The sequence below is a fragment of the Albidovulum marisflavi genome, from assembly GCF_025751435.1.
Lineage (GTDB): Bacteria > Pseudomonadota > Alphaproteobacteria > Rhodobacterales > Rhodobacteraceae > Albidovulum > Albidovulum marisflavi.
On record NZ_JAOWKY010000001.1, the window covers coordinates 610191 to 636191 of the forward strand.

General features: G+C 66.2%; 23 protein-coding genes. 17 read left to right on the forward strand and 6 right to left on the reverse strand.

The genetic code is table 11. The features are described from left to right. Positions 1 to 315 (reverse strand): hypothetical protein, encoded by a 315-nt coding sequence (locus OEW28_RS02950; RefSeq protein WP_263733224.1) that lies wholly within the window; start codon positions 313 to 315, stop codon positions 1 to 3. Positions 316 to 585: 270 nt separating this feature from the next. Between OEW28_RS02950 and OEW28_RS02955 the strand changes: the two genes are divergently transcribed. The 7 genes from OEW28_RS02955 (at position 586) to OEW28_RS02985 (ending at position 10320) form a co-directional block, all read left to right on the forward strand. Next, positions 586 to 1482 (forward strand): class II glutamine amidotransferase, encoded by an 897-nt coding sequence (locus OEW28_RS02955; RefSeq protein WP_263733225.1) that lies wholly within the window; start codon positions 586 to 588, stop codon positions 1480 to 1482. A 2-nt stretch (positions 1483 to 1484) separates the two neighbouring features. Next, complete coding sequence (locus OEW28_RS02960; protein ID WP_263733226.1) at positions 1485 to 2174, forward strand: GXGXG domain-containing protein; 690 nt, start codon at positions 1485 to 1487, stop codon at positions 2172 to 2174. 9 nt (positions 2175 to 2183) lie between these two features. Continuing rightward, positions 2184 to 3509, forward strand: coding sequence for an FMN-binding glutamate synthase family protein (locus tag OEW28_RS02965; RefSeq protein ID WP_263733227.1), 1326 nt, complete (start codon positions 2184 to 2186; stop codon positions 3507 to 3509). Positions 3510 to 3579: 70 nt separating this feature from the next. Then, positions 3580 to 4887: a type III glutamate--ammonia ligase gene (glnT, locus tag OEW28_RS02970; protein WP_263733228.1), complete on the forward strand. Its 1308-nt coding sequence runs from the start codon at positions 3580 to 3582 to the stop codon at positions 4885 to 4887. Between the two features lie 165 nt (positions 4888 to 5052). Then, positions 5053 to 6504 (forward strand): aldehyde dehydrogenase family protein, encoded by a 1452-nt coding sequence (locus tag OEW28_RS02975; protein ID WP_263733229.1) that lies wholly within the window; start codon positions 5053 to 5055, stop codon positions 6502 to 6504. Positions 6505 to 6692: 188 nt separating this feature from the next. Next, a complete protein-coding gene (locus tag OEW28_RS02980) occupies positions 6693 to 8240 on the forward strand; it encodes a trimethylamine methyltransferase family protein (RefSeq protein WP_263733230.1) in 1548 nt (515 codons plus the stop codon). 88 nt (positions 8241 to 8328) lie between these two features. After that, positions 8329 to 10320 (forward strand): FAD-dependent oxidoreductase, encoded by a 1992-nt coding sequence (locus tag OEW28_RS02985; RefSeq protein ID WP_263733231.1) that lies wholly within the window; start codon positions 8329 to 8331, stop codon positions 10318 to 10320. Positions 10321 to 10417: 97 nt separating this feature from the next. Here OEW28_RS02985 and truB read toward each other — a convergent pair whose 3' ends face one another. Genes truB through rbfA form a run of 3 tightly spaced genes read right to left on the reverse strand, consistent with a single transcriptional unit; the run spans position 10418 to position 12549 of the window. Further along, the gene (truB, locus tag OEW28_RS02990; RefSeq protein ID WP_263733232.1) at positions 10418 to 11320 is read right to left on the reverse strand and encodes a tRNA pseudouridine(55) synthase TruB; all 903 of its coding nucleotides are present in this window, start codon (positions 11318 to 11320) and stop codon (positions 10418 to 10420) included. 52 nt (positions 11321 to 11372) lie between these two features. Next, complete coding sequence (locus tag OEW28_RS02995; RefSeq protein ID WP_263733233.1) at positions 11373 to 12128, reverse strand: phosphodiester glycosidase family protein; 756 nt, start codon at positions 12126 to 12128, stop codon at positions 11373 to 11375. Beyond that, positions 12112 to 12549, reverse strand: a complete 438-nt coding sequence (gene rbfA / locus OEW28_RS03000) for a 30S ribosome-binding factor RbfA (protein WP_263733234.1) — start codon at positions 12547 to 12549, stop codon at positions 12112 to 12114. Before rbfA ends, OEW28_RS02995 begins: the two co-directional genes overlap by 17 nt. A 100-nt stretch (positions 12550 to 12649) precedes the next feature. On the opposite strand from rbfA, the gene dapB reads away from it, so the two are divergent. Next, on the forward strand, positions 12650 to 13468 hold the full coding sequence (gene dapB / locus OEW28_RS03005; protein ID WP_263733235.1) for a 4-hydroxy-tetrahydrodipicolinate reductase: 819 nt from the start codon (positions 12650 to 12652) through the stop codon (positions 13466 to 13468). 41 nt (positions 13469 to 13509) lie between these two features. On the opposite strand, the gene OEW28_RS03010 is transcribed toward dapB, so the two are convergent. Beyond that, positions 13510 to 13689, reverse strand: a complete 180-nt coding sequence (locus tag OEW28_RS03010; RefSeq protein ID WP_263733236.1) for a DUF1674 domain-containing protein — start codon at positions 13687 to 13689, stop codon at positions 13510 to 13512. 85 nt (positions 13690 to 13774) lie between these two features. On the opposite strand from OEW28_RS03010, the gene OEW28_RS03015 reads away from it, so the two are divergent. The 9 genes from OEW28_RS03015 (at position 13775) to OEW28_RS03055 (ending at position 25343) form a co-directional block, all read left to right on the forward strand. Continuing rightward, positions 13775 to 15052 carry an RsmB/NOP family class I SAM-dependent RNA methyltransferase gene (locus OEW28_RS03015; protein WP_263733237.1) on the forward strand — a complete coding sequence of 426 codons (1278 nt, stop codon included), beginning with the start codon at positions 13775 to 13777 and terminating at the stop codon, positions 15050 to 15052. 83 nt (positions 15053 to 15135) lie between these two features. Beyond that, positions 15136 to 16887 carry a heparinase II/III family protein gene (locus OEW28_RS03020; protein WP_263733238.1) on the forward strand — a complete coding sequence of 584 codons (1752 nt, stop codon included), beginning with the start codon at positions 15136 to 15138 and terminating at the stop codon, positions 16885 to 16887. A 15-nt stretch (positions 16888 to 16902) separates the two neighbouring features. Beyond that, positions 16903 to 18501 (forward strand): bifunctional phosphoribosylaminoimidazolecarboxamide formyltransferase/IMP cyclohydrolase, encoded by a 1599-nt coding sequence (gene purH / locus OEW28_RS03025; RefSeq protein ID WP_263733239.1) that lies wholly within the window; start codon positions 16903 to 16905, stop codon positions 18499 to 18501. 4 nt (positions 18502 to 18505) lie between these two features. Beyond that, positions 18506 to 18976 carry a signal peptidase II gene (gene lspA / locus OEW28_RS03030; protein ID WP_263733240.1) on the forward strand — a complete coding sequence of 157 codons (471 nt, stop codon included), beginning with the start codon at positions 18506 to 18508 and terminating at the stop codon, positions 18974 to 18976. A 53-nt stretch (positions 18977 to 19029) separates the two neighbouring features. Then, positions 19030 to 19551, forward strand: a complete 522-nt coding sequence (locus tag OEW28_RS03035) for a DUF3035 domain-containing protein (RefSeq protein WP_263733241.1) — start codon at positions 19030 to 19032, stop codon at positions 19549 to 19551. A gap of 82 nt (positions 19552 to 19633) precedes the next feature. Further along, entirely contained in the window at positions 19634 to 20974 is a 1341-nt protein-coding gene (locus OEW28_RS03040) for a M16 family metallopeptidase (RefSeq protein ID WP_263733242.1), read from the forward strand. Then, positions 20971 to 22284 carry a M16 family metallopeptidase gene (locus tag OEW28_RS03045; RefSeq protein ID WP_263733243.1) on the forward strand — a complete coding sequence of 438 codons (1314 nt, stop codon included), beginning with the start codon at positions 20971 to 20973 and terminating at the stop codon, positions 22282 to 22284. The genes OEW28_RS03040 and OEW28_RS03045 overlap by 4 nt, the downstream gene beginning before the upstream one ends. A 42-nt stretch (positions 22285 to 22326) precedes the next feature. Beyond that, complete coding sequence (gene mutL / locus OEW28_RS03050) at positions 22327 to 24180, forward strand: DNA mismatch repair endonuclease MutL (RefSeq protein ID WP_263733244.1); 1854 nt, start codon at positions 22327 to 22329, stop codon at positions 24178 to 24180. Further along, positions 24177 to 25343: a DNA recombination protein RmuC gene (locus OEW28_RS03055; RefSeq protein ID WP_263733245.1), complete on the forward strand. Its 1167-nt coding sequence runs from the start codon at positions 24177 to 24179 to the stop codon at positions 25341 to 25343. Before mutL ends, OEW28_RS03055 begins: the two co-directional genes overlap by 4 nt. On the opposite strand, the gene OEW28_RS03060 is transcribed toward OEW28_RS03055, so the two are convergent. Then, positions 25340 to 25993, reverse strand: coding sequence for a histidine phosphatase family protein (locus OEW28_RS03060; RefSeq protein WP_263733246.1), 654 nt, complete (start codon positions 25991 to 25993; stop codon positions 25340 to 25342). The two genes, OEW28_RS03055 and OEW28_RS03060, sit on opposite strands and share 4 nt — an antisense overlap. Between the last annotated feature and the right edge of the window lie 8 nt (positions 25994 to 26001).

A 26001-nucleotide genomic window follows, 5' to 3' on the forward strand; every position in this document is an offset into this window, starting at 1 on the left:
TTACCCCTCTGCCACGCTGGCTTTTTCGCCGAACTTCGCCGCGCGGGCCTCGTCCAGAAACTTGATGTCGAGCCCGTACATGAAGTCGCGGTCCTCACGATAATGGCGCAGCATCGCCACGATCGCCGCGGTGTTGAACAGCAGGACTATTCCGCCGCCGATCAGAAGAATCACGCGCGCCGCGCTTGACGGGGCCAGCGACCAGGTGGCGATCGCCACGAAGATCACCGCCAGCCACAGGCCGATGACGAATGCCCAGGCCACCAGAACGTCGCGCTGGTGCATCGCTTGGATGCGTCCAGACAGGTCTGACACTTTCCACTCCTCCCTATGTTGTCTTCGATCCCGGCTGCACATCGTCTGAGGGCGGTCGGGTACTTTTCTCCTCGTCAACTTTTTTTTCTACAGGGAATATCTCCTGCGGCAATCTGTCAAGCTTTCTGTGAGTGCGCGAAAGGTGGACACCTTCGTCCGCCCTCGCAAAGAGGATGGATGGCTACCCCCTATGGTTAAAAATGTTTCTTGCTAGTTGAATCGAAAATGCGAAGCTGCTAGCGTCGCTTCATAATCATTTGGGAGCGCATCATGTGCGGCATCGTCGGCCTTTTCCTGAAGGACCCCTCATTAGAACCAAAGCTTGGTGCCATGCTGGCGGACATGCTTGTCACCATGACCGACCGCGGCCCCGACAGCGCAGGCATCGCGATCTATTCCGGCGCCCGTGACGGCATCGGCAAGATCACCGTGCAATCCGCGCAGCCCGAGGCGGACTTCCGGAACCTGGACGAGGATCTGAAGAACGCGATCGGCACGCCCGTGCTGCTTCTGATCAAAAGCACGCATGCTGTGCTTGAGGTGCCGCTGGATCAGCTTGAGGCTGCGCGCACGGCACTTGCCCATCTGCGCCCGGCCGTGAAGATCATGAGCGTCGGCGACAGCATCGAGATCTTCAAGGAGGTGGGGCTGCCGAAGGACGTGGCCGCGCGGTTCGACATTGCCCGGATGAAGGGCACGCACGGGATCGGGCACACCCGCATGGCGACCGAATCGGCCGTCACCACCATGGGTGCGCACCCGTTTTCAACCGGGTCCGACCAATGTCTGGTGCACAACGGTTCACTTTCGAACCACAACTCGGTCCGCCGGACCCTGAAGAAGGCGGGCATGACCTTCGAGACGGAAAACGACACCGAGGTCGCCGCGGCCTTCCTGTCCCACAAGATGGAGGACGGCGCCGGGCTTGGGCAGGCGATGGAGGCCACGCTGACAGACCTTGATGGCTTCTTCACCTTCGTCGTCGGCACCAAGAACGGCTTTGGCGTCGTGCGCGATCCGATCGCCTGCAAGCCCGCGGTCATGGCCGAAACCGATCAGTACGTCGCCTTCGGATCCGAATACCGCGCCCTTGTCGATCTGCCGGGCATCGAAGACGCCCGCGTCTGGGAACCTGAACCCGCCACCGTGTATTTCTGGGAACGCTGAGCATGCCGAGTTTCGATCTGGGGGCGCACGGGTTGCGTGCGCTCAATAGCAACCTGCACGCCCTCAAGGGGCAGACCAACGAAACCCAATGGGACATCGTCAATCCCCGCGGCAGCCATGCCATCGCCGTGGGCGTTGATGCGCCCGTGGACATCACCGTTCACGGGTCCACGGGATACTACTGCGCCGGCATGAACAAGCAGGCGACGGTCCGGGTGAAGGGTTCAGCCGGTCCGGGGGTGGCGGAAAACATGATGTCGGGCACGGTCATCGTGGACGGCGACGCCAGCCAATACGCCGGCGCAACCGGCCGCGGCGGGCTTCTGGTGATCAAGGGCAATGCGTCGTCGCGCTGCGGGATCTCGATGAAGGGCATCGACATCGTCGTTCACGGTTCGATCGGCCACATGTCGGCCTTCATGGCGCAATCGGGCAACCTGGTGGTGCTGGGCGATGCGGGCGATGCCCTTGGCGACAGTCTGTACGAGGCGAGACTGTTCGTGCGCGGCAACGTGAAAAGCCTTGGTGCCGACTGCATCGAAAAGGAAATGCGGGCAGAGCACCTGGAGATTCTGGAAAACCTGCTTCGCCGCGGCGAGGCGGACGCCAAGGCCAGGCCGGAAGAGTTCCGGCGCTACGGTTCGGCCCGCAAGCTCTACAACTTCAACATCGACAACGCGTCGGCTTACTGAGGACCGAACATGAGCGACTTCCCCCATACGCCGCCGCGCCAGTCCTGGACCTTTTCGAACGACACCAACGCCGAGATTCGCCGGGCCGCGGCGTCCGGCATCTACGACATTCGCGGCGGCGGCTCGAAGCGGCGGCTGCCGCATTTCGATGACCTTCTGTTCCTGGGCGCCTCGATCAGCCGCTATCCGCTGGAGGGCTACCGCGAAAAATGCGCGACCGACGTCTGGCTCGGCACGCGCTACGCGCAAAAGCCGATCCACCTGGATATTCCCGTCACGATCGCGGGCATGAGCTTCGGTTCGCTCTCGGGCCCCGCGAAAGAGGCGCTGGGTCGCGGCGCGACGCTTGCCGGGACCTCCACCACGACCGGCGACGGCGGCATGACCGAGGAAGAGCGCGGCCATTCCAAGACGCTGGTCTATCAGTACCTGCCCTCGCGCTACGGCATGAACCCTGATGACCTGCGCCGTGCGGATGCGATCGAGCTTGTCGTGGGGCAGGGCGCCAAGCCCGGCGGCGGCGGCATGCTGCTGGGCCAGAAGATCTCCGACCGCGTCGCGGAAATGCGGACGCTTCCCAAGGGGATCGACCAGCGCTCGGCCTGTCGTCACCCCGACTGGACCGGGCCCGACGATATGGAAATCAAGATTCTGGAACTGCGCGAGATCACCGACTGGCAAACCCCGATCTACGTCAAGGTCGGCGGCGCGCGGCCCTATTACGACACGGCGCTTTCGGTGAAGGCCGGTGCCGACGTCGTGGTTCTGGACGGGATGCAGGGCGGCACCGCCGCCACCCAGGACGTTTTCATCGAACATGTCGGCCAGCCGACCCTTGCCTGCATTCCCCAGGCGGTGAAGGCGCTTCAGGACCTTGGCATGCACCGCAAGGTGCAGCTTGTGGTCTCGGGCGGCATCCGGACGGGCGCGGACGTCGCCAAGGCCTTGGCCCTCGGAGCCGATGCCGTGTCGATCGGAACAGCAGCGCTGGTGGCGCTGGGCGACAACGACCCGGCGCTGGAAGAGGAATACCGCAAGCTTGGAACCACCGCCGGCGCCTACGACGACTGGCACGAAGGCAAGGATCCCGCCGGGATCACCACGCAGGATCCGGAACTGTTCAGCCGTTTCGACCCGGTGATGGGCGGCCGCCGCCTGGCCAATTACCTCAAGGTGATGACGCTTGAGGCGCAGACGCTCGCGCGGGCCTGCGGCAAGAACCACCTGCACAACCTCGAACCTGAAGATCTCTGCGCGCTGACCGTGGAAGCGGCCGCGATGGCGGGGGTGCCGCTGGCGGGAACCAGCTGGATACCCGGGCGGGGCGGATACTGATCGGATCAAGACAACAGGGGCGCGGCGGCCAACGACCGCGCCCTTCTCAATCCAACCGGGAGACCTGTAAATGCCGAAGGATCTGGCCAAGTTCGCGAAGGACAATGGCGTCAAGTATTTCATGATTTCTTACACCGACCTGTTCGGCGGCCAGCGCGCCAAGCTGGTGCCGGCAGAGGCGATCGCCGACATGACCGAAGACGGCGCGGGTTTCGCCGGTTTCGCGACCTGGCTGGACCTGACGCCCGCGCATCCCGACCTGATGGCGGTTCCCGACACCGACTCGGTCATCCAGCTGCCCTGGAAGCCCGAGGTGGCCTGGGTGGCCGCCACCGCGACAATGGAGGGCGAACTGGTCAGGCAGGCGCCGCGCAACGTGCTGAAAAACCTGATCGACGAGGCCGCGAAAGAGGGGCTGCGCGTCAAGACCGGGGTCGAACCGGAGTTCTTCCTTCTGTCCGCCGACGGCAGCAAGATCTCGGATGAATACGATACCGCGGAAAAGCCCTGCTACGACCAGCAGGCGATCATGCGCCGCTATGACGTGATCGCGGAAATCTGCGACCACATGCTGGCGCTTGGCTGGAAGCCCTATCAGAACGACCATGAGGACGCGAACGGCCAGTTCGAGATGAACTGGGAATACGATGACGTCATGGCGACCGCCGACAAGCATTCGTTCTTCAAGTTCATGGTGAAGTCGGTCGCTGAAAAGCACGGATTGCGCGCAACCTTCATGCCGAAACCCTTCAAGGGCCTGACCGGTTCGGGCTGCCACGCCCATATCTCGGTCTGGGACATGGACGGCAAGACCAACGCCTTTGCGGACAAGGGCGCGGAACTGGGCCTGTCAGAGCGTGGCCGTCACTTCCTTGGCGGCATCATGAAACATGCCTCGGCCCTTGCCGCGATCACCAACCCGACGGTCAACAGCTACAAGCGGATCAACGCGCCGCGCACGTCCTCGGGCGCGACCTGGGCGCCGAACACTGTGACCTGGACGGGGAACAACCGCACCCACATGGTCCGGGTGCCCGGTCCTGGCCGGTTCGAACTGCGCCTGCCCGATGGCGCCGCCAACCCCTATCTGCTGCAGGCCGTGATCATCGCGGCCGGCCTGGACGGCGTGCGTTCCAAGGCCGATCCCGGCAGGCGGTACGACATCGACATGTATGCGGAGGGCCACAAGGTCAAAGGAGCCCCGAAGCTGCCATTGAACCTTCTGGACGCACTGCGGGAATACGACAAGGACAAGACTCTGAAGGCGATGATGGGCGAAGAGTTCTCGAACGCCTACATGAAGCTGAAGCATCGGGAGTGGAACAGCTTCGTTTCGCACTTCTCGCACTGGGAACATGAAAACACGCTGGACGTGTAAGTTGCACCGCTTTGGAAAGCCGAAAAAGGCGCCGCATCCGCGGCGCCTTTCTGCGTTGCGGTGGGGTTGCCTGCGTCACCGTGAGAAATTTGATCAAATTTGCGCCCGGGCACTTGCGCGCGGTGCGGCGCGCTGGCACTGTCCGCGCCGAAAGTGAGGTGCACGATGATCGAGAAGCGCAATTTCTACATCAACGGCCAGTGGGTCGCGCCCGCAGCACCGCGTGACTTGGCCGTGATCAACCCGTCGACCGAGGACCCCTGTGCGATCATCTCGCTGGGCGACCAGGCCGATACCGACGCGGCCGTCGCCGCGGCCAAGGCCGCCTTTCCCGCGTGGTCGGCGACCCCGCCGGCGGAACGCCGCGCCATCGTCGCGCGCATCCTGGAACAGTACGAGGCGCGCAAAGAGGAATTCGCCCACGCCATCTCGATGGAGATGGGAGCCCCGATCGATATGGCGCTGGAACAGCAGGCCCCGTGCCTGCCCTGGCACACCGGCAACTTCCTGCGCGCCTTCGACCATATCGAATGGGTCAGGCCGCTGGGCGACCACGCGCCGGGCACCATGATCGCGCTTGAACCGATCGGCGTCGTGGGCCTGATCACGCCCTGGAACTGGCCCGTGAACCAGATCGCGCTCAAGGCCATCCCCGCGATGCTGGCGGGCTGTACCTGCGTGCTGAAACCCTCTGAGGAAAGCCCGCTGAACGCGATGCTTTTCGCAGAATTCTGCCACGATGCCGGCGTGCCGCCGGGGGTGTTCAACCTTGTGAACGGGGACGGAATGGGCGTGGGCGCGCAACTGTCGAGCCACCCGGATGTCGAGATGATTTCCTTCACCGGCTCGACGCGCGCCGGACGCGCGATTTCCAAGGCCGCGGCCGAGACGCTCAAGCGGGTGACGCTGGAACTTGGCGGAAAGGGCGCGAACGTGATCTTTGCCGATGCCGACGAAAAGGCGGTCAAGCGCGGCGTGCTTCACTTGATGAACAACACCGGCCAAAGCTGCAACGCGCCGTCACGCATGCTGGTCGAGCGCGCGATCTATGACCGCGTCGTCGAAGAGGCGGCCGAGGTCGCGAAGGCGATCAAGGTCGGCCCGGCCTCGGAACACGGTCGCCACATCGGCCCCGTCGTCAACAAGCGGCAGTGGGACCAGATCCAGGGCTACATCCAGAAGGGCATCGACGAAGGCGCAAGGCTGGTCGCGGGCGGTCTTGGCCTGCCCGAGGGGATGAACAAGGGCTACTACGTCCGCCCGACCATCTTCGCCGACGTCAGACCCGGCATGACCATCGAACGGGAGGAAATCTTTGGCCCCGTGCTGTCGATCGTCCCCTTCGAGGATGAGGCCGAAGCGGTGACGATCGCCAACGACACGCCCTACGGCCTGACCAACTATGTCCAGACCCAGGACCCTGGCCGCGCCAATCGCATGGCGCTGAGGCTGAAATCCGGTATGGTCGAGATGAACGGGAAGCCCCGCGGCGCAGGCGCGCCCTTTGGTGGGGTCAAGGCATCCGGCCGCGCCCGCGAAGGCGGTATCTGGGGCATCGAGGAATTCCTGGAGGTCAAGGCGATCTCTGGCTGGACCGCCGAACTCGCGGCTGAGTAAGCACGCGGCCCTGCCCGGCACAGGCGGCAAGCCGCAGCCGGGCAGGGCCGGACGCGTCGGCCTGAACCGACCGTCGACTGGCCCAAAACGACATTTCTTCTCGTGCGAATGTCGCGGCCAACACTTTCCTGCCCGGATGCCGTCACCGTAGTATCGCGCTCGAAGGCGCAGTCCCGGGAGACACGATCATGGCACAGGAAGACACGACGCCCAGAGCACGCCACGGCGGGCGGGAAGCGCGGCGCCGGGAGCGGACGCAAAAGGCCGCCGGCCTCGGACGGCCGTATATTCTGCGCAACATTCCGACCTACGACATCCTCTCAGAGGAAAATCTGGAACGGATCGAGCAAGCCGCGGACCGCATCCTGGCCGAGACGGGGATTGCCTTCCGCGACGATCCTGTCGTGCTTGACATGTGGCGCAACGCCGGCGCGACGGTCGAAGGCGAGCTGGTGAAGTTCGAACCCGGCATGCTGCGCGAGATCCTGCGCTCGGCCCCCGCCGAGTTCACCCAACACGCGCGCAACCCGGAAAACTCGGTCAGGATCGGCGGGCGCAACGTGGTGTTCGCCCCTGCCTACGGCTCGCCCTTCGTGATGGACCTGGACCGGGGGCGGCGCTTCGGCACGCTTCAGGACTTCCAGAACTTCGTGAAGCTTGCGCAATCCTCGCCCTGGCTTCACCACTCGGGCGGGACGATCTGCGAACCGACCGACATCCCGGTGAACAAGCGTCACCTGGACATGGTCTACGCCCATCTGCGCTATTCCGACCGCTGCTTCATGGGCTCGGTCACCGCCGAAGAGCGCAGCGACGATTCGATCGAAATGGCGCGCATCGTCTTCGGCCGCGACTTCGTGGACGAAAACTGCGTGATCCTGGGCAACGTCAACGTGAACTCTCCGCTGGTCTGGGACGGGACGATGACGAAATCGCTGCGCGCCTATGCGCGCGCCAATCAGGCCGCGGTGGTCGTGCCATTCATCCTCGGTGGCGCCATGGGGCCGGTGACCAACGCCGGCGCCATCGCGCAGTCGCTGGCCGAAACCATGGCGGGCTGCGCGCTGACCCAGCTGGAACGCAAGGGCGCACCGGTCGTCTTTGGCAACTTCCTTTCTTCGACCCAGCTCAAGACCGGCTCGCCCTCCTTCGGGACGCCGGAACCGGCGATCGGGTCGATGGTCGTCGGCCAGCTTTGCCGCCGGCTGAACCTGCCGATGCGCTGCTCGGGCAATTTCACCACCTCGAAGCTGCCCGATGCGCAGGCGATGACCGAGGGCATGATGTCGATGATGGCGGCGATTCACTGCGGGACGAACTTCATCCTTCATTCCGCCGGCTGGCTCGATGGGGCATTGTCGATGTCCTACGAGAAATTCATGCTCGACGCCGACCTCTGCGGCGCGCTGCACACCTACCTCGACGGTATAAGGATCGACGACAACCAACTGGCCGTGGATTCATTTTCGGAAGTCGGGCCAGGCAACCACTTCTTCGGCTCGTCCCACACGCTGGCAAACTACGAAACCGCGTACTGGGACAGCGAGACCGCGGACAACAGCCCGTTCGAGCAGTGGGAGCTTGCCGGCGGCGACGACGCGGCAACGCGCGCGAACCGGCTCTGGAAACAGAAGCTGCGGGAATACGAGGCGCCCGCGCTTGACCAGGGAACCGACGAGGCGCTGCAAGACTTCGTGGCGAAGAAGAAGGCCAGCATGGCGGACGCCTGGTACTAGGCTGCAAGAACCGCCCGGGCCGTGATGGACCCGGCGACAGACCGCCGGCTGCATACGTCAGCCTGCCCGACCCTTGAAAGAAAGCACGATGTCCGAAGGTCCTTCGTCCGCCCACCCGCACCTCCTGTCCTCGATCGAGCTTCGGGGCCAGACGCTCAGAAACCGCATCGTCTTCGGGGCGCATACCGCGAACATGTCCGACATGGGCCTGCCCGGCCCCCGGTTTGCCGGCTATCTGCTGGAACGCGCCTTGGGTGGCGCGGGCATGATCGTGGCCGAGCCGATGCCCGTCCACCGCACGGGGGTCCTGACACGCGGGAACTTCCTGCATTCCACGGACGAGGTCATCCCGCATTTCCGCAAGGTGACCGAACCGGTGAAAGAGGCGGGCGCCGTGATCCTGCAACAGCTCTACCACATCGGCGCGCACGGGGATTCCGACCTTAGCTTCGCGCCGCACTGGGGGCCGTCGGGCGGGCCATCCTATCACGACAGCGACGGGTCGCACGCCATGACCGAGGCCGAGATCGAGGAACTGATCGAGGCCCACATCGCCGCCGCCGTCCGCTGCCGGGACGCCGGCTTCCAGGGGGTGGAGATCTGGGGCGCCTACCATTCGCTGCTGGACCAGTTCTGGACGCCCTGGTCGAACCGCCGCGACGACAAGTGGGGCGGCAGCCTCGAAAACCGCACCCGCATGTCGCGGACGATCATCGAGGGCATCCGCCACGCCTGCGGCGAAGACTTCATCATCGGCCTCGCGATCTCGACCTCGGATTCGCATGACGTGCTGCTCCAGGGCGAAGCGCTGGCCGAAATCGTCGCGCGCCACGACCAAACGGGCCATATCGACTACGTCACCTGCGGTCATGGCGGATACCTGGATTTCGAACGGCTGATGCCGACCTTCCTTTACGCCGAGAAGCTGACCGCGCCCTTCACCGAGGAGTTGAAGAAGGTCGTCAAGCACGCGAAGATCACGTCCGAGGCGCATGTCAGGACGCCCGAAAACGCCGAGGCCGTCATCGCCAGCGGCCAGGCCGACATGGTGTCGATCGTACGCGGCCAGATCGCGGATCCGCATCTGGCGCGCAAGACCACCGAGGGGCGGGCCGAGGACGTGCGCGGCTGCATTTCGTGCAACCAGATGTGCTGGGGACGGCGGTCGCGGGACTACTGGATATCCTGCCTCATCAACCCCTCGGCGGGGCGCGAATTCGAATGGGGCGGCGATCGCTTCACCCCTGCCGAAAGCCCCCGCCGCGTGGTCGTCGTCGGCGCAGGTCCTGCAGGGCTCGAGGCCGCGCGGGTCGCGGCGGAACGCGGGCACCGCGTGGACATCTTCGAAGCCCAGCCGCGCGTCGGCGGGCAGTTCCGGCTTGCAGGCGAACAGCCCCGCCGCGCCCAGATCCTGGACCTCATGGACTGGTACGAACGCCAGTTCGAGAAGCTGCAGGTACGGCTGCACCTGAACACCTATGCCGAGGCCGAGGATATCCGCGCGCTGTCGCCCGAAGCTGTGGTGCTGGCCACCGGTTCGCTGCCGGATGAGGACGGGTTTCAGCGCTGGATGCCGGGCCATGACCGGCTGCCGGGTATCGACCGTGGCGCGGTCTGGTCACCCGAAGACGTCATGCGGCGCGAGGCGAAGCTGGGCGAGGCGGTCATTCTTTATGACGAGGGCGGCAATTGGCGCGGCCTTGGGACCGCCTGGGCAATGGCCGAACGCGGCCATCGCGTCACCATCGTGACCCCCGAGGCTTTCATCGGCAAGGAACTGTCCCGCACCTCGTCCGACCTGGGCCTGCGCCCGAGGCTCGCCAAGCTTGACGTCACGTTCCTGACCGAACACCTTATCGCCGAGTGGCACGGGGACGCCGCTACGGTTCGCAACATGCTGACCGGGGCCGAAACCCGGCAGGACGCCAGTGCGCTTGTCATGTCGACGACGAACCGTGCCTTCGATCCCCTCTCGACCGAACTCGACGGCGTCGAAATCCACCTGATCGGAGATGCCGCCGCCCCCCGGCAGGCGCCCTACGCCTTCCACGAAGGGCGCAAGCTCGGCCTCGCGCTCTGATCTTCTTCTTTTTGCAAGTATCCCGTGGGCAGTCCGTTGGTTTCGCCATTGGTTCAAGAAGCCAATGGACTGCGGGGCAGCGCCCCCGGCTTCAACCTCAGAGCTGGAAAACCCGGCTCGGATGCAGTTCGCCGGACTTGTAGACGCCGACGGCAAGCGGCCGGCCCTGATAGCTCGCCCAGGCTTCCTCGCCCCACTCGACATCAGAGGCCAGGACCATTCCCGGGTTGCCGTTCTTGAGCCGCGCGGCGCCTTCCGGCGTCGCCCTCAGTTCCGGCAGGTCCGCCAAGCCGACTTCCACCGGCAAAAGCCGAGCGTCCAGCGCATCGGTCTTCGCCTCTGCGTCGATCGTTTCGATGCTGACGCCATCGCTGGCCTCGAACGGGCCGGACCACTCGCGGCGCAGCCATATGACATGACCCAGGCACCCCAGTGCCTGACCCAAGTCACGCGCGATGGAGCGCACATAGCCGCCCTTGCCGCACACCATCTCAAGCTCGACCGTATCGGCATCGGGCCGCGCCACGATGTCGAGCGATTCCACCCAGAGCGGGCGGGCGGCAAGCTCCAACTCCTCGCCCGCGCGCGCCAGCGCATAGGCGCGTTCGCCGTCGACCTTGACGGCCGAAAACTGCGGCGGCACCTGCATGATCTCGCCGCGGAACGCGGACAGGGCCGCCTCGATCTGCGCATCGGTGGGGCGGCTGTCGGATGTGGCGATCACCTCGCCCTCGGCGTCGTCGGTGTTCGTGGCAACACCCAGCCGCACCGAGAAGCGGTAGCATTTCAGCGCATCGGTGATGAAGGGCACGGTTTTCGTGGCCTCGCCCAGGGCGACGGCCAAAACGCCCGTTGCCGCCGGATCCAGCGTGCCCGCGTGGCCCGCCTTCTTTGCGTCGAAGGCCCAACGGACCTTGTTGACGACGGAAGTCGAGGTCATGCCGGCGGGCTTGTCCACCACCAGCCAACCGGAAACCTCGCGCCCTTTCTTGCGTGCCATATCGTGCCCCGTTCCTGCAGAAGGCCGCCCCTAACGAAGGATCGGCCCAGCGTCAATTCCCGTCGCCGTCAGCCTGCACGGCCAGCCCGACGATCGGGCCCATGGGAAATCCGAAATCGTCGCGCCCCAGTTCGGGGGCGTGAAGGCGTGAGATATTGCCGTCGAAATACAGCGCGTCGGACACCTTCAGGCTGTCGCGGAACAGCCGTGCGAACTCGTGGAACGTGACCGGGCCGTCCGACACGACGAAATAGGCCGCGTCACCGTCCGGCGACACGCCCACACCGTTCCTGATGAAACGGGATTCGCTGTCGGGCAACAGGCGCGGGTGCATCGCGCCAGATATGACAAGCATCGGCCCGGATTGCGTCGCAAACCGGCAGTCGGGCCGCGCCGCGTCGAAGGCCAGCGTTTCCTGCACGGTGAAGCCATCCACGAGAATGCAGAAGATACCGTTCGGAAGCATGCCGAAGTTTCCGGGCCCGGCCGATCGAACCAGCCGCGCCTTTTCCTCCTGGTCCTCGACGTAGTACCCGACCGGGGACCGATCTGGATGGTACATGCCGGCATTCATGGCGAAGCGAAGCCTCTTGCCCTCGTCGGCCAGCATCGCGTTCACCCGCTCGAAGGTTCCAAGCCGCCGGCCCTCGGCGTCGTTCAGGAACAGTCTCAGGTCCTCGGCCGCCCGAACCTCGCAGATCGCGTAGTCGGTCCCCTCGTATCCAAGGGTGCGGCAGGTTTCCGAGGCGGCGGGCACGGACCAGAAGACAAGGGCCGAGACCAGGGCCAGCTTAGCGATCCGCGTCATCGTCCTCGTCGCCGGCATCAGCGGGGCCGGACTCCACGTCCCTGCGCACCCGTTCATCGGAAAACATGCGCCGCGCGTCGTCGAGCTTGTCGAAGGTTTCGTCCAGCATGAAGCGCAGTTCGGGTGCGAACTTCAGCGACATGCCCTTGGCGGCCAGCCGGCGCAGTTCGCCCTTGTTGCGCTGCAACGCAACAAGCGCCGAATCCGCATCCCGGCCACCCAGCGGAAGCACGTAGACCATCGCCACTTTCAGGTCGGGCGAACAGCGCACCTCACCCACGGTGATGGAAAAGCGGTTCAACTCGGGGTCGTGCACGTCGCCGCGCGCCAGAACCTCGGACAGGGTCCGTCGTATGAGCTCGCCAACGCGCAGCTGACGCTGCGACGGGCCGGAGGAGGATGAGAAGCGGTTCTGGGCCATGGCGGTGGTTTATTCCAACCGCAAGGGGGGCGCAACGGGGCCTTTGCCAAGCTGGCGCGCACCAGCTAAAGCTGGCCGACGACAGGCGAAAGGACAGGACATGAGCGACGACACCCCCCTTCCCGGCATCGTGATCACCGGCGCTTCGGGCCGCATGGGCCAGATGCTGGTGAAACTTGTCGCGTCCTCGGACAAGGCGCGGCTTGTCGGCGCCGTCGAACGCGCCGGCCACCCCTGGGTCGGGCAGGATATCGGCACCGCCATGGGAGGCGCGGAACTGGGCGTGAAGGTCACCGACGATGCGCTTGAGGCCTTCGCGAACGCCCAGGCCGTGATCGATTTCACCTCTCCGTCCGCCAGCGTCGAATTCGCGGCCCTGGCCGCGCAGGCGCGCGCCGTCCACGTCATCGGGACGACCGGGCTCGAGGCCGAGCATCTGGAAAAGTTCGGCGCCGCCGCGCGGCACGCCGTCATCATCCGCGCCGGCAACATGAGCCTGGGCGTGAACCTGCTGACCCAGCTCACGCGCAGGGTCGCGGCGGCGCTGGACGCCGACTGGGACATCGAGATCGTCGAGGCGCATCACCGCATGAAGGTCGACGCGCCATCGGGCACCGCGCTGATGCTGGGCGAGGCCGCGGCCGAGGGGCGCGGCGTCGATCTGGCCGGCCATCGCGACTCGGGGAGGGACGGCATGACCGGCGCCCGCAAGCGCGGCGACATCGGGTTTTCAGCGATCCGTGGGGGCGACATCGTGGGCGAACATGACGTGATCTTCGCCGCCGAAGGCGAACGCGTCATCCTTCGGCACATCGCAACGGACCGTGCGATCTTTGCGCGCGGCGCGATCAGGGCAGCGCTTTGGGGCCAGGACAAGAAGCCCGGCGAATACGACATGATCGACGTCCTCGGGCTCTGATCCCAGGGCGGGCGCGAAGCCGGCCGGATCGCCGCCGGAGTTCAGAAGTCGACGGCGATTCCCTTCTTTTCCCAGTCGCCATAGCGGACCGGCTCTGGGCCGTCGCGACCGCCAAGCTCGGTCGGAAGGTCTGGCGCGCGGGCCTTCCTGCGCCGTTCCTCGGCTTCGGCAAGCGCGCGCAGAGCCTCTGGCGGCAGGTCTTGCTTTTCCGTCTCGGACATGGGGTCTGCCCCCTCTCGTTCCTTGTATGGACCTGCAGCGTGATATACGCCCGGACCGGGATCGGACAAGCCCCGGGGGAAAACGATGCGCAACACGCAGACGGCGCGGTCGGTGGCGGCACGGCTGGTGGCCGGTGTCCTGCACGACCGACTGACGCTTGCCGATCAATTTGCCCGGGGCGCGCTTGAGCCCTTGGATCCTGCCGGTCGCGCCCGGGCGCAGCGGCTGGCGCTGCTGACGCTGCGCAGGGTCGGCCCGGTCGATCGCGTTCTAAAACCACTTCTTCGCAAGGCGCCGCCGCCGCCCGTGCACGCCATCCTGCGCGTCGCCGTGGCCGAGATGCTGGCCGAGGGGGGCGAACCCCACGGCGTCGTGAGCGAGGCAGTGGCCCAGGTGCGCGCAGGCGGCCGCAAGCTGGAAGGGTTCGCCGGCATGGTCAACGCAGTGCTGCGCCGCGCCTCGGAAACTCCGGCCGCCGATTTCGCCGCGCTGCCGCCGCAGGAACTGCCGGGATGGCTGCGCGGGCGACTGATGTCGGCCTGGGGCAAGCCCGCCACCCGCGCGATGGAGGCCGCCCATGCCGCGGGCGCGGGCCTGGACCTGACGCCGCGCGACGGCGATGCGGCGGCGCTGGCTGCCCGGCTTGGGGGCGTGGCACTTCCCACGGGGTCGGTTCGAATCACGGCGCGCGCCCAGGTCAGCGACTTGCCGGGTTACGAAAGCGGGGACTGGTGGGTTCAGGACGCGGCCGCGGCGCTGCCTGCCGCGGTACTTTGCGCGCGCCGGGGCGAACGGGTGCTGGACCTTTGCGCGGCTCCCGGAGGCAAGACGCTTCAGCTTGCGGCGGCGGGGGCCTCGGTCACGGCGCTGGACCTGTCCGAATCCCGGATGAACCGGCTGCGCCAGAACCTGGCGCGCTGCCGGCTCGGCGCCGAAACCGTTGTCGCCGACGCGCTGGACTGGATGCCGGCGCAGCCCTTCGACGCGGTTCTTCTGGATGCGCCCTGTTCCGCAACGGGGACGATCCGACGTCACCCGGATCTGCCCTTCGTGCGCGATCCCGGCGGGCTGAAAGAGATTTTCGGGCTGCAAGCGGCGCTTCTGGACCGCGCGCTCGGCTTTCTGAAGCCCGGTGGCCGTCTTGTCTATTCCACCTGTTCGCTTCTGCCGGAGGAGGGCGAACGGCAGGCAAGCGCCGCGCTTGAACGTCACCCGGACCTGAGGATCGAACAGCCGGAGTTGCAGGGGACGGATCCCGCGTGGATCAGCCCCGAAGGCGGACTGAGGCTCAGGCCCGATTTTTGGCCGGATCTTGGTGCCCTGGACGGATTCTACATCGCTTTGCTGCGCCATTCCGGCTGAGGGGCTTTTGACAGTGACAGCCGGGCCGCCATGCCAATAATGTCGCCGCAGGACCCCGTCGGCGGAGAACGGAGAAGAAGAGGGTGAGGCAGAGCGATATCGGGCAGGTGGCGCGCACCCGCTGGGCCGACCGGCTGCACGCGCGCATCGCCGCGCTGGCGGGCGCGCCCGAGGGCTTCGTGCGTCCGCCCGAGCCGCGCACCATCGGCAGCTTCGCAAAGGGCCGCCAGCTGGTATCGGGCAATTTCCAGCTTGCCGGCTTCCTTGTCGAGGATCTGGACCGCTCGATCTGGGATATCCGGATGCCCGACCGCCGCTTCGAGGCCGAACTGCACGGCTGCACCTGGCTGGACGATCTGGCCGCGGTCGCTGATGGCGCGGCGCGTGCACGCGCGCAGGCCTGGGTGTTCGAATGGATCGCACGGTTCGGCTCGGGGCGGGGTCCCGGCTGGGCGCCCGATCTGACCGGGCGGCGGCTGATCCGTCTGATCAATCACGCGCCGTTTCTGCTCGGCGGGCGCGACAAGGCCGACACGGCGGCGCTGTTCCGCTGTCTTGGACTGCAGACGGTCTACCTGTCCCGAAGATGGCGCGCCGCATCCGACGGCATGCCGCGGATCGAGGCGCTGACGGGCCTTATTTCGGCGGCGCAGGCCCTGAGGGGCATGGCGCGGTATCTGCCGCAGGCTTCGGCCGCGCTGGCGCGGCTTTGCGAACGGCATATCGACACCGACGGCGCCATAGCGTCGCGCAACCCGCAGGAACTGATGGAGATCCTGACGCATCTCAATTGGGCCGAGGCGGCTTTGCGGGAAGCGGGCCGCGTGCCTCCGCCCGCGCTGCGCACCGCGATCGAACGGATCGCGCCGACGCTCAGGGCGCTGCGCCATGCCGACGGAGGGCTGGCACGGTTCCATGGCGGGGGCAGGGGACCCGAGGGCCGGCTGGATCAGGCGCTCGCGGCCGCCGGCGTTCGAGCGGTGACCGCGCACGGGCTTGCCATGGGATATGCCCGCCTGGCCGCCGGGCGCACGACGGTGATCGTCGATGCGGCCGCGCCGCCGAAGGGGCCGGCTTCGGTCAATGCGCATGCATCGACGCTGGCGATGGAACTGACCTCGGCGCGCAGGCCGCTTGTCGTCAACTGCGGCTCGGGCGCGTCCTTCGGAGCGGACTGGTGGCGAGCGGGCCGGGCGACACCGCTGCATTCCACGCTGTGCATTCGTGGACATTCGTCGTCGCGCGTCGATCCGCAAACGGGTGTCGGCGGGACCGGCCGCGGCGTTCTGGCCGAAGTGCCGGATCAGGTCTGGGCGCAGATCGACAGCGACCTGGACGGGCTGCGCCTGCTTGCCGGTCACAACGGCTTTGCGCCGACGCACGGCATGACCCATGTGCGTGAACTGAACCTGTCGATCGACGGGCGCCACCTGTCGGGCGAGGATACGCTTGGCGCGATGTCCGGTCCCGACCGCAAGCGCTTTGAAAAGGTGATACGACGGCTTGGTCCCGATGGCATCCGGTTCGACCTTCGCTTCCACCTGCACCCGGATGTCGATGCGGCGCTGGATCTTGGCGGCACGGCGGTGTCGCTGGCCCTGAAGTCGGGGGAGATCTGGGTGTTCCGCCACGACGGGGTGGGGGATGTTGCGCTTGAACCCTCGGTCTACCTGGAGCGGGGACGACTCAGGCCGCGCCCGGCGCGGCAGATCGTCCTTTCGGCCACGGTTCTGGACTATGCCTGCCAGTTGGGCTGGACCTTGGCGAAGGCTCAGGATACGCCCGCGGCCATCCGCGACATCCGTCGCGACGATGACGCCCCGAAACATAGCTGAGGAGCCGCCCTCTCCATGTCCGACACCGCCGCACTCGCCCCCGTTCGCCGCGCGCTTCTTTCCGTTTCCGACAAGGACGGAGTCGTGGATTTCGCCAAGGGTCTTGCAGACAGGGGGGTGGAGCTTCTGTCCACCGGCGGCACGGCATCGCTTCTGCGGGGCGCAGGGCTGACCGTCACCGACGTGGCCGACGTGACCGGCTACCCCGAGATGATGGACGGCCGGGTCAAGACGCTGCATCCCGCGGTTCACGGCGGCCTGCTGGCGCTGCGCGACAATGCCGAGCATGTCGCCGCGATGGAAACCCACGGGATCGCGCCGATCGACCTTCTGGTCGTGAACCTCTACCCGTTCGAGGCGACAGTGGCCAAGGGCGCGGACTACGACACCTGCATCGAGAACATCGACATCGGCGGCCCGGCGATGATCCGCGCCGCGGCCAAGAACCATGCGCATGTCGCCGTGATCGTGGATCCCGAGGATTACCAGGGCCTTCTGGGCGACATGGACCAGCACGGCGGCAAGACCTGCCCGAAGTTCCGCCGCAAGCTCGCGCAGCGCGCCTATGCCCGCACCGCAGCCTACGACGCGGCGGTTTCGACCTGGCTGGCAGAGGCGATCGGCGATCCCGCACCGCGCCGGCGCGCCTTTGCGGGCACGTTGGCGCAGACCCTGCGCTATGGCGAAAACCCGCACCAGTCGGCGGCCTTCTATACCGACGGATCGAACCGCCCAGGCGTCGCCACTGCGCAGCAATGGCAGGGCAAGGAGTTGTCGTACAACAACATCAACGACACCGATGCGGCCTTTGAACTGGTGGCCGAGTTCGATCCGGCGCAGGGTCCGGCCTGCGCGATCATCAAGCACGCGAACCCCTGCGGCGTCGCACGCGGCGCCACGATGCTGGACGCTTACAAGCGTGCCTATGATTGCGACCGGACGTCGGCATTCGGTGGCATCATCGCGCTGAACCGGCCGCTGGACGCCGCCACGGCCGAGGAGATCTGCCAGATCTTCACCGAGGTCGTGATCGCACCGGGTGCCGATGACGCCGCCAGGGCCGTCTTCGCGGCCAAGAAGAACCTTCGCCTTCTCACGACCGAGGGCCTGCCCGATCCGAAGTCGGCGCGCCTGGCCTATCGTCAGGTCGCGGGCGGCTTTCTTGTGCAAGACCACGACAACGGCGTGATCACCGCTGCCGACCTGACGGTCGTGACAAAACGCGCGCCGAGCGAAAGCGAACTGGCCGACCTGCTGTTCGCCTGGAAGGTCGCCAAGCACGTCAAGTCGAACGCCATCGTCTACGTCAAGGACGGGGCGACGGTCGGCGTGGGCGCGGGCCAGATGAGCCGCGTCGATTCGACCCGCATCGCGGCGCGCAAGTCCGCCGACATGGCCGAGGCGCTGGGGCTTGCCGAACCGACGGTCAAGGGCTCGGTGGTGGCATCGGACGCCTTCTTCCCCTTCCCCGACGGCCTTCTGACCGCGGCTGAAGCCGGGGCGACGGCGGTGATCCAGCCGGGTGGTTCGATGCGCGACGCCGACGTGATCGCGGCGGCCGACGCGGCGGGTTTGGCGATGGTCTTTACCGGCCAGCGGCATTTCCGGCACTGATCCCATGCGCCCCACGCTTGTCGCCGCGCTGTTGATCCTGCTGGCCGACCAGGCCAGCAAGTGGGCCGTGGTCGAGGCGATGAACTTGCGCGCCTTGGGTCGAATCGAGGTCTGGCCCCCCTTCCTGACCTTTCAGATGGCCTGGAACGAGGGGATCAATTTCGGCCTTCTTTCGAATGGCGCCGAGCTGACGCGATGGCTTCTGATCGGGCTCGCCGTCGCCATCTCCGTCTGGGTCTGGACCTGGATCCGCACGCCGGGACACGGCGTTCTGGCGCGCGTGGCCGCGGGCATCCTGATCGGGGGGGCGATCGGCAACGTGATCGACCGTCTGCGCTATGGGGCGGTTGCGGATTTTCTCAACATGTCGGTGCCGGGCATCCACAATCCCTATTCCTTCAACGTGGCGGATATCGCGATTTTCGTCGGCGCGATCGGGCTTGTCTTGCTGACCGGGCGGGACAAGACCCCGTGACGGGGCGCAACAGTTGCGCTAAGAGGGGGCAAAGCAGGCGGAGGGACGGCTTCATGCGGGCAGCAAAAGGCATCCAGGCGATCGCAATCGGCGCGATTGTGCTGCTTGCGGCTTGTGGTGAGAAGGAGCCGAAGCTCCTGAACATCCGTTCGCAAAGCCGGGCCCCGGACGAATTCTCGGTCCTGCCCGTGAAACCCCTCCAGCTTCCCGAGGATATCGCGGCCCTGCCGCAGCCGACGCCGGGTGGCACCAATCTGACCGACCCCTCGCCGGAAGCCGACGCCATCATCGCCCTGGGCGGGCGCCCGGACCGTGGCGCGGGCGCCGACGGCGGGCTTGTCGCGCATGTCGGCCGTTTCGGCACGGCTGCGAACATACGTGAACAGCTTGCCGCCGAGGATCTTGAGTGGCGGCGCGATCACGACGGCCGGCTGCTTGAGCGGCTTTTCAGCGTGAACGTCTACTACAAGGCATACGAGGACCAGTCGCTCGACCAGTTCAATGAGCTGGATTTCTGGCGCAAGCGCGGGGTCCGTACCGTCAGCGCGCCGCCGGCCGTGCTTTACGAGAAGTGATCGGCATTCCTTCCGGCCGGGGTTGCAGCGCGGGTTTTCCTGCGTAAGTGTCGCGGCAGCAGCAATTTCGGGACCGGATTCAATGGCATCCATTCTGCGCTGGGCCGTCGCGGCCCTGGCCCTAGCCCTTCCTGCCCAGGCCGAAGAGGTAACCACGTTTCGGCTGTCCAACGGACTGGACGTCGTGGTGATCGAGGATCACCGCGCGCCGGTGGTGGTGCAGATGGTCTGGTATCGCGCGGGCGCCGCCGACGAACAGCGCGGGGTGTCCGGGGTCGCGCATTTCCTTGAGCATCTGATGTTCAAGGGAACCGAAACCCTTGCACCCGGAGAGTTTTCGAAGACAGTCGAGGTGAATGGCGGGGCAGATAACGCCTTTACCTCATGGGACTACACCGCCTATTACCAGCGCGTGGCCGCCGACCGGCTTGAGCTGGTGATGCGGATGGAAGCCGACAGGATGCGCAACCTGCTTCTGTCCGAGGACGACTGGCGGACCGAGCGCGAGGTCATCATCGAAGAGCGCAACCAGCGCACCGACAGCGACCCCTCTGCCATATTCGCAGAACAGCGCCGTGCGGCGCAGTATCTCAATCATCCCTACGGCACCCCGGTAATCGGCTGGCGGCACGAGATGGAGAACCTGACGCGGCAGAACGCCCTGGACTGGTACAAGACCTACTACGCGCCCAACAACGCCACGCTGATCGTTGCGGGCGATGTCCAGCCCGAAGCGGTGCGCGCGATGGCCGAGAAACACTACGGACCGCTTGCCCCCAGCCCCGGCATCGCCGAGCGGCAGCGGGTCAGTGAGCCGCCCCAGCTGGCCGAGCGCCGGCTGAGCTTTTCCGACCCGCGCGTATCGCAATCTGTCCTGATGAGGACCTATCTCGCGCCCGAGCGCGACGCGGGCGATCAAAAGAAGGCGGCGGCCCTGACCATCCTGGCGGCGCTGCTTGGCGGGAATTCCCAGACCTCGGTCCTTGGGCGCAAGCTGCTCTTCGATACGAAGGAGGCGATCCAGGCCGGGGCCTATTACGATGGCACGTCGCTTGATGACACAACCTTCGGCTTGTACCTCGTGCCTGCCGAGGGCGTGACGCTCGCGCAGGCGGAAAGGGCACTGGACGACACGATCGCGGGGTTTCTGGACCAGGGTGTCGAGCACGGGCAGTTCCAGCGCATCAAGACGCAAATCCACGCCGACCAGATCTATTCGCGTGACGATACCGAAGGGCTTGCAAGGCTTTACGGCGAGGCGCTGACGACGGGGCTGACAGTGCGGGACGTGCAGGACTGGCCTTCCGTCCTTGACGCCGTGACCGAGGATGACGTGCTGGCCGCCGCGCGCGAGGTTCTGGACCGGCGCCGCGCAGTGACCGGTTGGCTCATGCGCGAGGGGCAAGAGGAGACGATGCAATGATCCGGGCCGTTTTCGCGGGACTCGTCGCAATCCTGCTTGCCGGGCCCGTCGTGGCCGATGTGCAGGTCCAGCAGGTCCGGTCGCCGGGCGGCTTCCACGCCTGGCTGGTCGAGGAGCACGCGCTGCCCTTCACCGCGCTCGAAATCCGGTTTCGCGGCGGAACCAGCCTGGACCGGCCGGGCAAGCGGGGTGAAACCCGGCTGATGGCCGCGCTGATCGAAGAGGGTGCCGGCGAACTGGACGCCCAGGGCTTCGCCGAGGCGCGTGAGGCGCTTGCGGCCGAGTTCAATTTTGATGCCTGGGACGACGCGCTGTCGGTCTCGGCCCGGTTCCTGACCGAAAACCGTGATCCGTCGGTGGCGCTGCTGAAGTCCGCGCTGACCCAGACCCGGTTCGATCAGGACGCGCTTGACCGGGTGCGCGGGCAGGTCCTGTCAGTCATCCAGCGTGACGAAAAAGATCCCAACCGCATCGCAAGCCAGACCTTCGACCACTTGGCCTTCGGTGATCATCCCTATGGGTCGTCCCGAAACGGCACCGTCGAAAGCGTGATGGCGCTCACCCGCGAGGACATGTTCGAGGCGCAGGATCGTGTCATGGCGCGTGATCGCGTGGTCGTCTCTGCGGTCGGGGACATCACGGCGGCAGAGCTTGGCGCGCTGCTGGACACGCTTCTGGGCGGTCTGCCGGAAATGGGCGGACTGATCCCCCAGACTGCCGATTACCAGCTTGAGCCGGGCATCAGCCTTGTCGACTATGCCTCACCCCAGTCGGTTGTCGTCTTCGGGCATGAGGGCATCACCCGCGACGATCCCGATTTCTTTGCCGCCTATGTCCTGAACCACATCATCGGCGGCCAGAGCTTCGCGTCGCGCCTGATGGATGAGGTGCGCGAAAAGCGCGGGCTTACCTACGGGATTGGCACCTATCTTGTGCCCATGGACCTTGCCCAGACCTGGCAGGGGTCCTTCGCGTCCGCCAACGAAAAGGTCGCCGAGGCCATCGCGGTCGTCCGCGATCAATGGTCCCTGATCGAGGCCGAGGGCGTGTCAGCAGCCGAACTTGATGCGGCGAAGACCTATCTGACCGGCGCCTATCCCTTGCGTTTCGACGGGAACGGCCCGATCGCCGACATCCTGGTGGGAATGCAGCTTGACGGTCTTCCCGTCGATTATCTGGTCAAGCGGAATTCTTACGTCGAGGCGGTGACGCTTGAGGACATCAAGCGGGTCGCCGCCCGCCTGATGGATGCCGGCGCGCTGCGATTTGTCGTGGTGGGGCAGCCGCAGGGGCTTGAGGCGAGTGAGTGATCGGCATGGCCGAATCTATCCGGCCATGCTACTTGTTGTGGCATGAACGCCCAAAACCCCAACATACGCGCGGATCGGCCCGTCATTCGCCAGCTTGAAGAGGCGGTCATCAACCGCATCGCTGCAGGTGAGGTCGTCGAACGGCCTGCGTCCGCAGTCAAGGAGCTTGTCGAAAACGCGCTGGATGCCGGGGCGCGGCGCGTGGATGTCGCCTATGCCGATGGCGGCAAGACGCTGATCCGGGTCACGGATGACGGCTGCGGCATGACCGCCGACGACCTGCCGCTGGCGCTGTCGCGCCATGCCACGTCCAAGATCGACGGGTCGGACCTGCTCGACATCCACAGTTTCGGGTTCCGGGGCGAGGCGCTGCCCTCGCTCGGATCGGTCGGTCGGCTGATCATCACATCGCGCGCCGAGGGTGCCGAGGCCGCGCAGATCGCGGTGTCGGGCGGGCGGATGGACCCTGTGCGGCCCGCCGCGCTGAACCGTGGTACGGTCGTCGAATTGCGCGACCTGTTCTTCGCGACACCCGCGCGGCTCAAGTTCCTGCGCACCGACAGGGCCGAGGCGCAGGCGATCGCCGATGTCGTCCGGCGGCTCGCGATGGCCGAACCCTACGTCTCGTTCACGCTGCGGGACCTGTCGGGCGGGGGCGAGGGTCGCGTGATCCTGCGCGCCGACGGCTGTCAGGGCGATCTGTTCGACGCGCTGTCGGCGCGGCTTGCGACGCTTCTGGGGCGGGAATTCACGGAAAACGCGCTGCGCATCGACGCCGAACGGGAAGGGCTGCGCCTGACCGGCTTTGCCGCGCTGCCCACCTATTCGCGCGGGGCGGCGGTCGAGCAGTTCATGTTCGTCAACGGCCGCCCCGTGCGCGACAAGCTTTTGATCGGGGCGCTCAGGGCCGCCTATGCCGATGTGCTCAGCCGCGACCGCCACCCCGCTGCGGTCCTGTTCGTTTCCTGCGCGCCCGAGCGTGTTGACGTGAACGTCCACCCCGCCAAGGCCGAGGTCCGGTTCCGTGAACCCGGCGTCGCGCGCGGGCTGATCGTTTCGGGTCTTCGCCACGCCCTGGCGGAGGCCGGGCACCGGGCCTCGACCACCGTCGCGGGCGCGACGCTGGGGGCCTTCCGTCCCGAAACCCCGTCACCCGTCCCGCCGCGCGTCTACCAGATGGATCGCCCGGGACCTTCGCTTCTGCGGGCGGCGACCGCATTCCAGGCGCCGTTGGGCCCTGAACTGGCCGAAGCCTCGGCCCGTTTCGATCCGCCGCCCGAGGCGCGCGACGACGCGCGCGACGAAGCCGCGACACACCAGCCGCTTGGGGCGGCGCGGGCGCAGGTGCACGAAAACTACATCATCGCCCAGACCGAAACCGGCATGGTCATCGTCGATCAGCATGCCGCGCACGAACGGCTGATCTATGAACGCCTCAAGCGCCTGCGCGATGCCGCGCGCGTGCCGGCCCAGGCGCTGCTGATCCCGGAAATCGTGGACCTTTCCGCGTCCGACGCGGCGCTGCTTCTGGATCATGCCGAAACCCTGGCCGGTCTGGGCCTTGTCGTGGAGCCTTTCGGGGGCTCGGCGGTCGCCGTTCGCGAAACCCCCGCGATCCTGGGCGAGGTCGACGCCCGCGTCCTGCTGCGCGACATCCTTGACGAACTGTCTGACCAGGGATCAAGCCAGTCCCTTCAGGCGAAGATCGACGCGGTGCTTTCGCGCATGGCCTGCCATGGCTCGATCCGCTCTGGCCGGCGCATGCGGGTGGAGGAGATGAACGCCCTTCTGCGCGAGATGGAGGCGACGCCGCTTTCGGGCCAGTGCAATCACGGACGCCCCACCTATGTCGAGCTGAAGCTTTCCGATATTGAACGGCTATTCGGGCGGACATGATCACCTTTCGCGGACAGACCTACGCGCTTGAAGACCCTGCGGTGCTTGCGGTTCTGGTCGTGGCTGGCCTCGCATTGCTGGCGATCCTCATGCTTGTCACGCTGCGCGCCGCAGGCCGTTCGGCCCGCATGGCCGAACCGGTGCTGCGGCAGATGCAATCGCTCGACGCGCGGGTTCAGTCGCTGTCGGACGGGCAGCAGCAGCTGTCCGGCGGCCTCATGCACGTGTCCGAGGCGCAGGCAGCCAGCCAGGCGCGGGTTCTGGCGCTGATGGAGAACCGCCTGGCGGACGTCGCCAAGGGCATGAGCGACAGCCTGCAAGGCAGCGCCACGCGCACGGCGCGCTCGCTGGGGGAATTGCAGCAGCGGCTTGAAACCATAGACAAGGCGCAGGCCAACATCGAAAAGCTGTCGGGAGATGTCCTGTCGCTTCAGGACATCCTGTCGAACAAGCAGACGCGGGGCGCGTTCGGAGAGATCCAACTGAACGACATCGTTCGCAAGGCTCTTCCGGCGGATGCCTTCACCATGCAGGCGACGCTTACGAATGGTCGCCGCGCCGACTGCCTGGTCCACCTGCCCAATCCTCCGGGGCCGATCGTCATAGATTCCAAGTTTCCGCTGGAAGCCTACGAGGCGTTGCGCAGGGCGACCAACAACAGTGAGTCGATCGAGGCGCAGCGAATGCTCCGCATCGCGGTGCGCGGCCACATCAAGGCGATCAGCGAACGCTACATCATCGAGGGTGAGACGGCGGACGGCGCGCTCATGTTCCTGCCCTCCGAGGCGGTCTATGCCGAATTGCATGCGAACTTCCCCGAGGTCGTCCGCGAAGGATTCGCAGCCAAGGTCTGGATCGTGTCGCCGACCACCTGCATGGCGACGTTGAACACGATGCGCGCGGTGCTGAAGGACGCGCGGATGCGCGAACAGGCGGGCGCGATCCGCAAGGAGCTGGCGCTTCTGCACGCCGACGTGGACCGGTTGGGCACGCGCGTCGAAAACCTGGACCGACACTTCCACCAGGCGGCCAAGGATATCGAGGATATCAAGATTTCCGCCGACAAGGCCGGGCGGCGCGCCAAGCGGCTGGACAACTTCGACTTCGAGGAACTGGCGCCAGAGGCGGACGCGCCGCGCGTGATGCCGATCACGCGGGACTAGTAGTAGGTCCGCGCTGCGCGGCGTTCGGGTACATCCAGATGTGGTGTCGCCCCGAACTGTGCCAGGTGCAGCACATCGCCGTCGAAGACGAAGCGATGGACCGAGGTGTTCATGATCCGAAGGAACATCCGCGCCTTCATCTCGGCCTCGAGCCCCAGGGCCAGCGCGCAAAGCGTGGCGATCACCCCGGTCGAGGTGACCAGCACCGCCCCCGGCCCGTCCCGCGCCGCATCGGTCAGCGCGCCGAAGACGCGGTCGCGGAAGTGGTCGTAGGTTTCGTGATCGGGCCCTGCATGACCCTCGCGCCAGAGCTGGAGAACTTGCGGGACATGTGCCGCAAAGGACATCGGCCCGGTGGGGAAGGGGATGCCGTCCCGCGCCTCAAGCACCTGCGAGAGCGTGAAATAATCAAGCTCGTTCAATCGCGGGTCTTCCCGATGCGGACGCGCGTCCAGGTTGAGCCCGACCGCCGTTTCCCTTTGCCGGCGCATCGTCCCCGAGACCACGCGGTCGAAACCGCCCAGGGTCTGCAAATGCTCTCCCAGCCAGCGTGCCTGCTGATGTCCCAGGTTCGAGAGGCGATCGTAATCGGCCTCGGTCGTGGCGCCCGAGATCGCCTGGCCGTGGCGGATCAGCGTGAGTTCCGTCATGCCTGCCG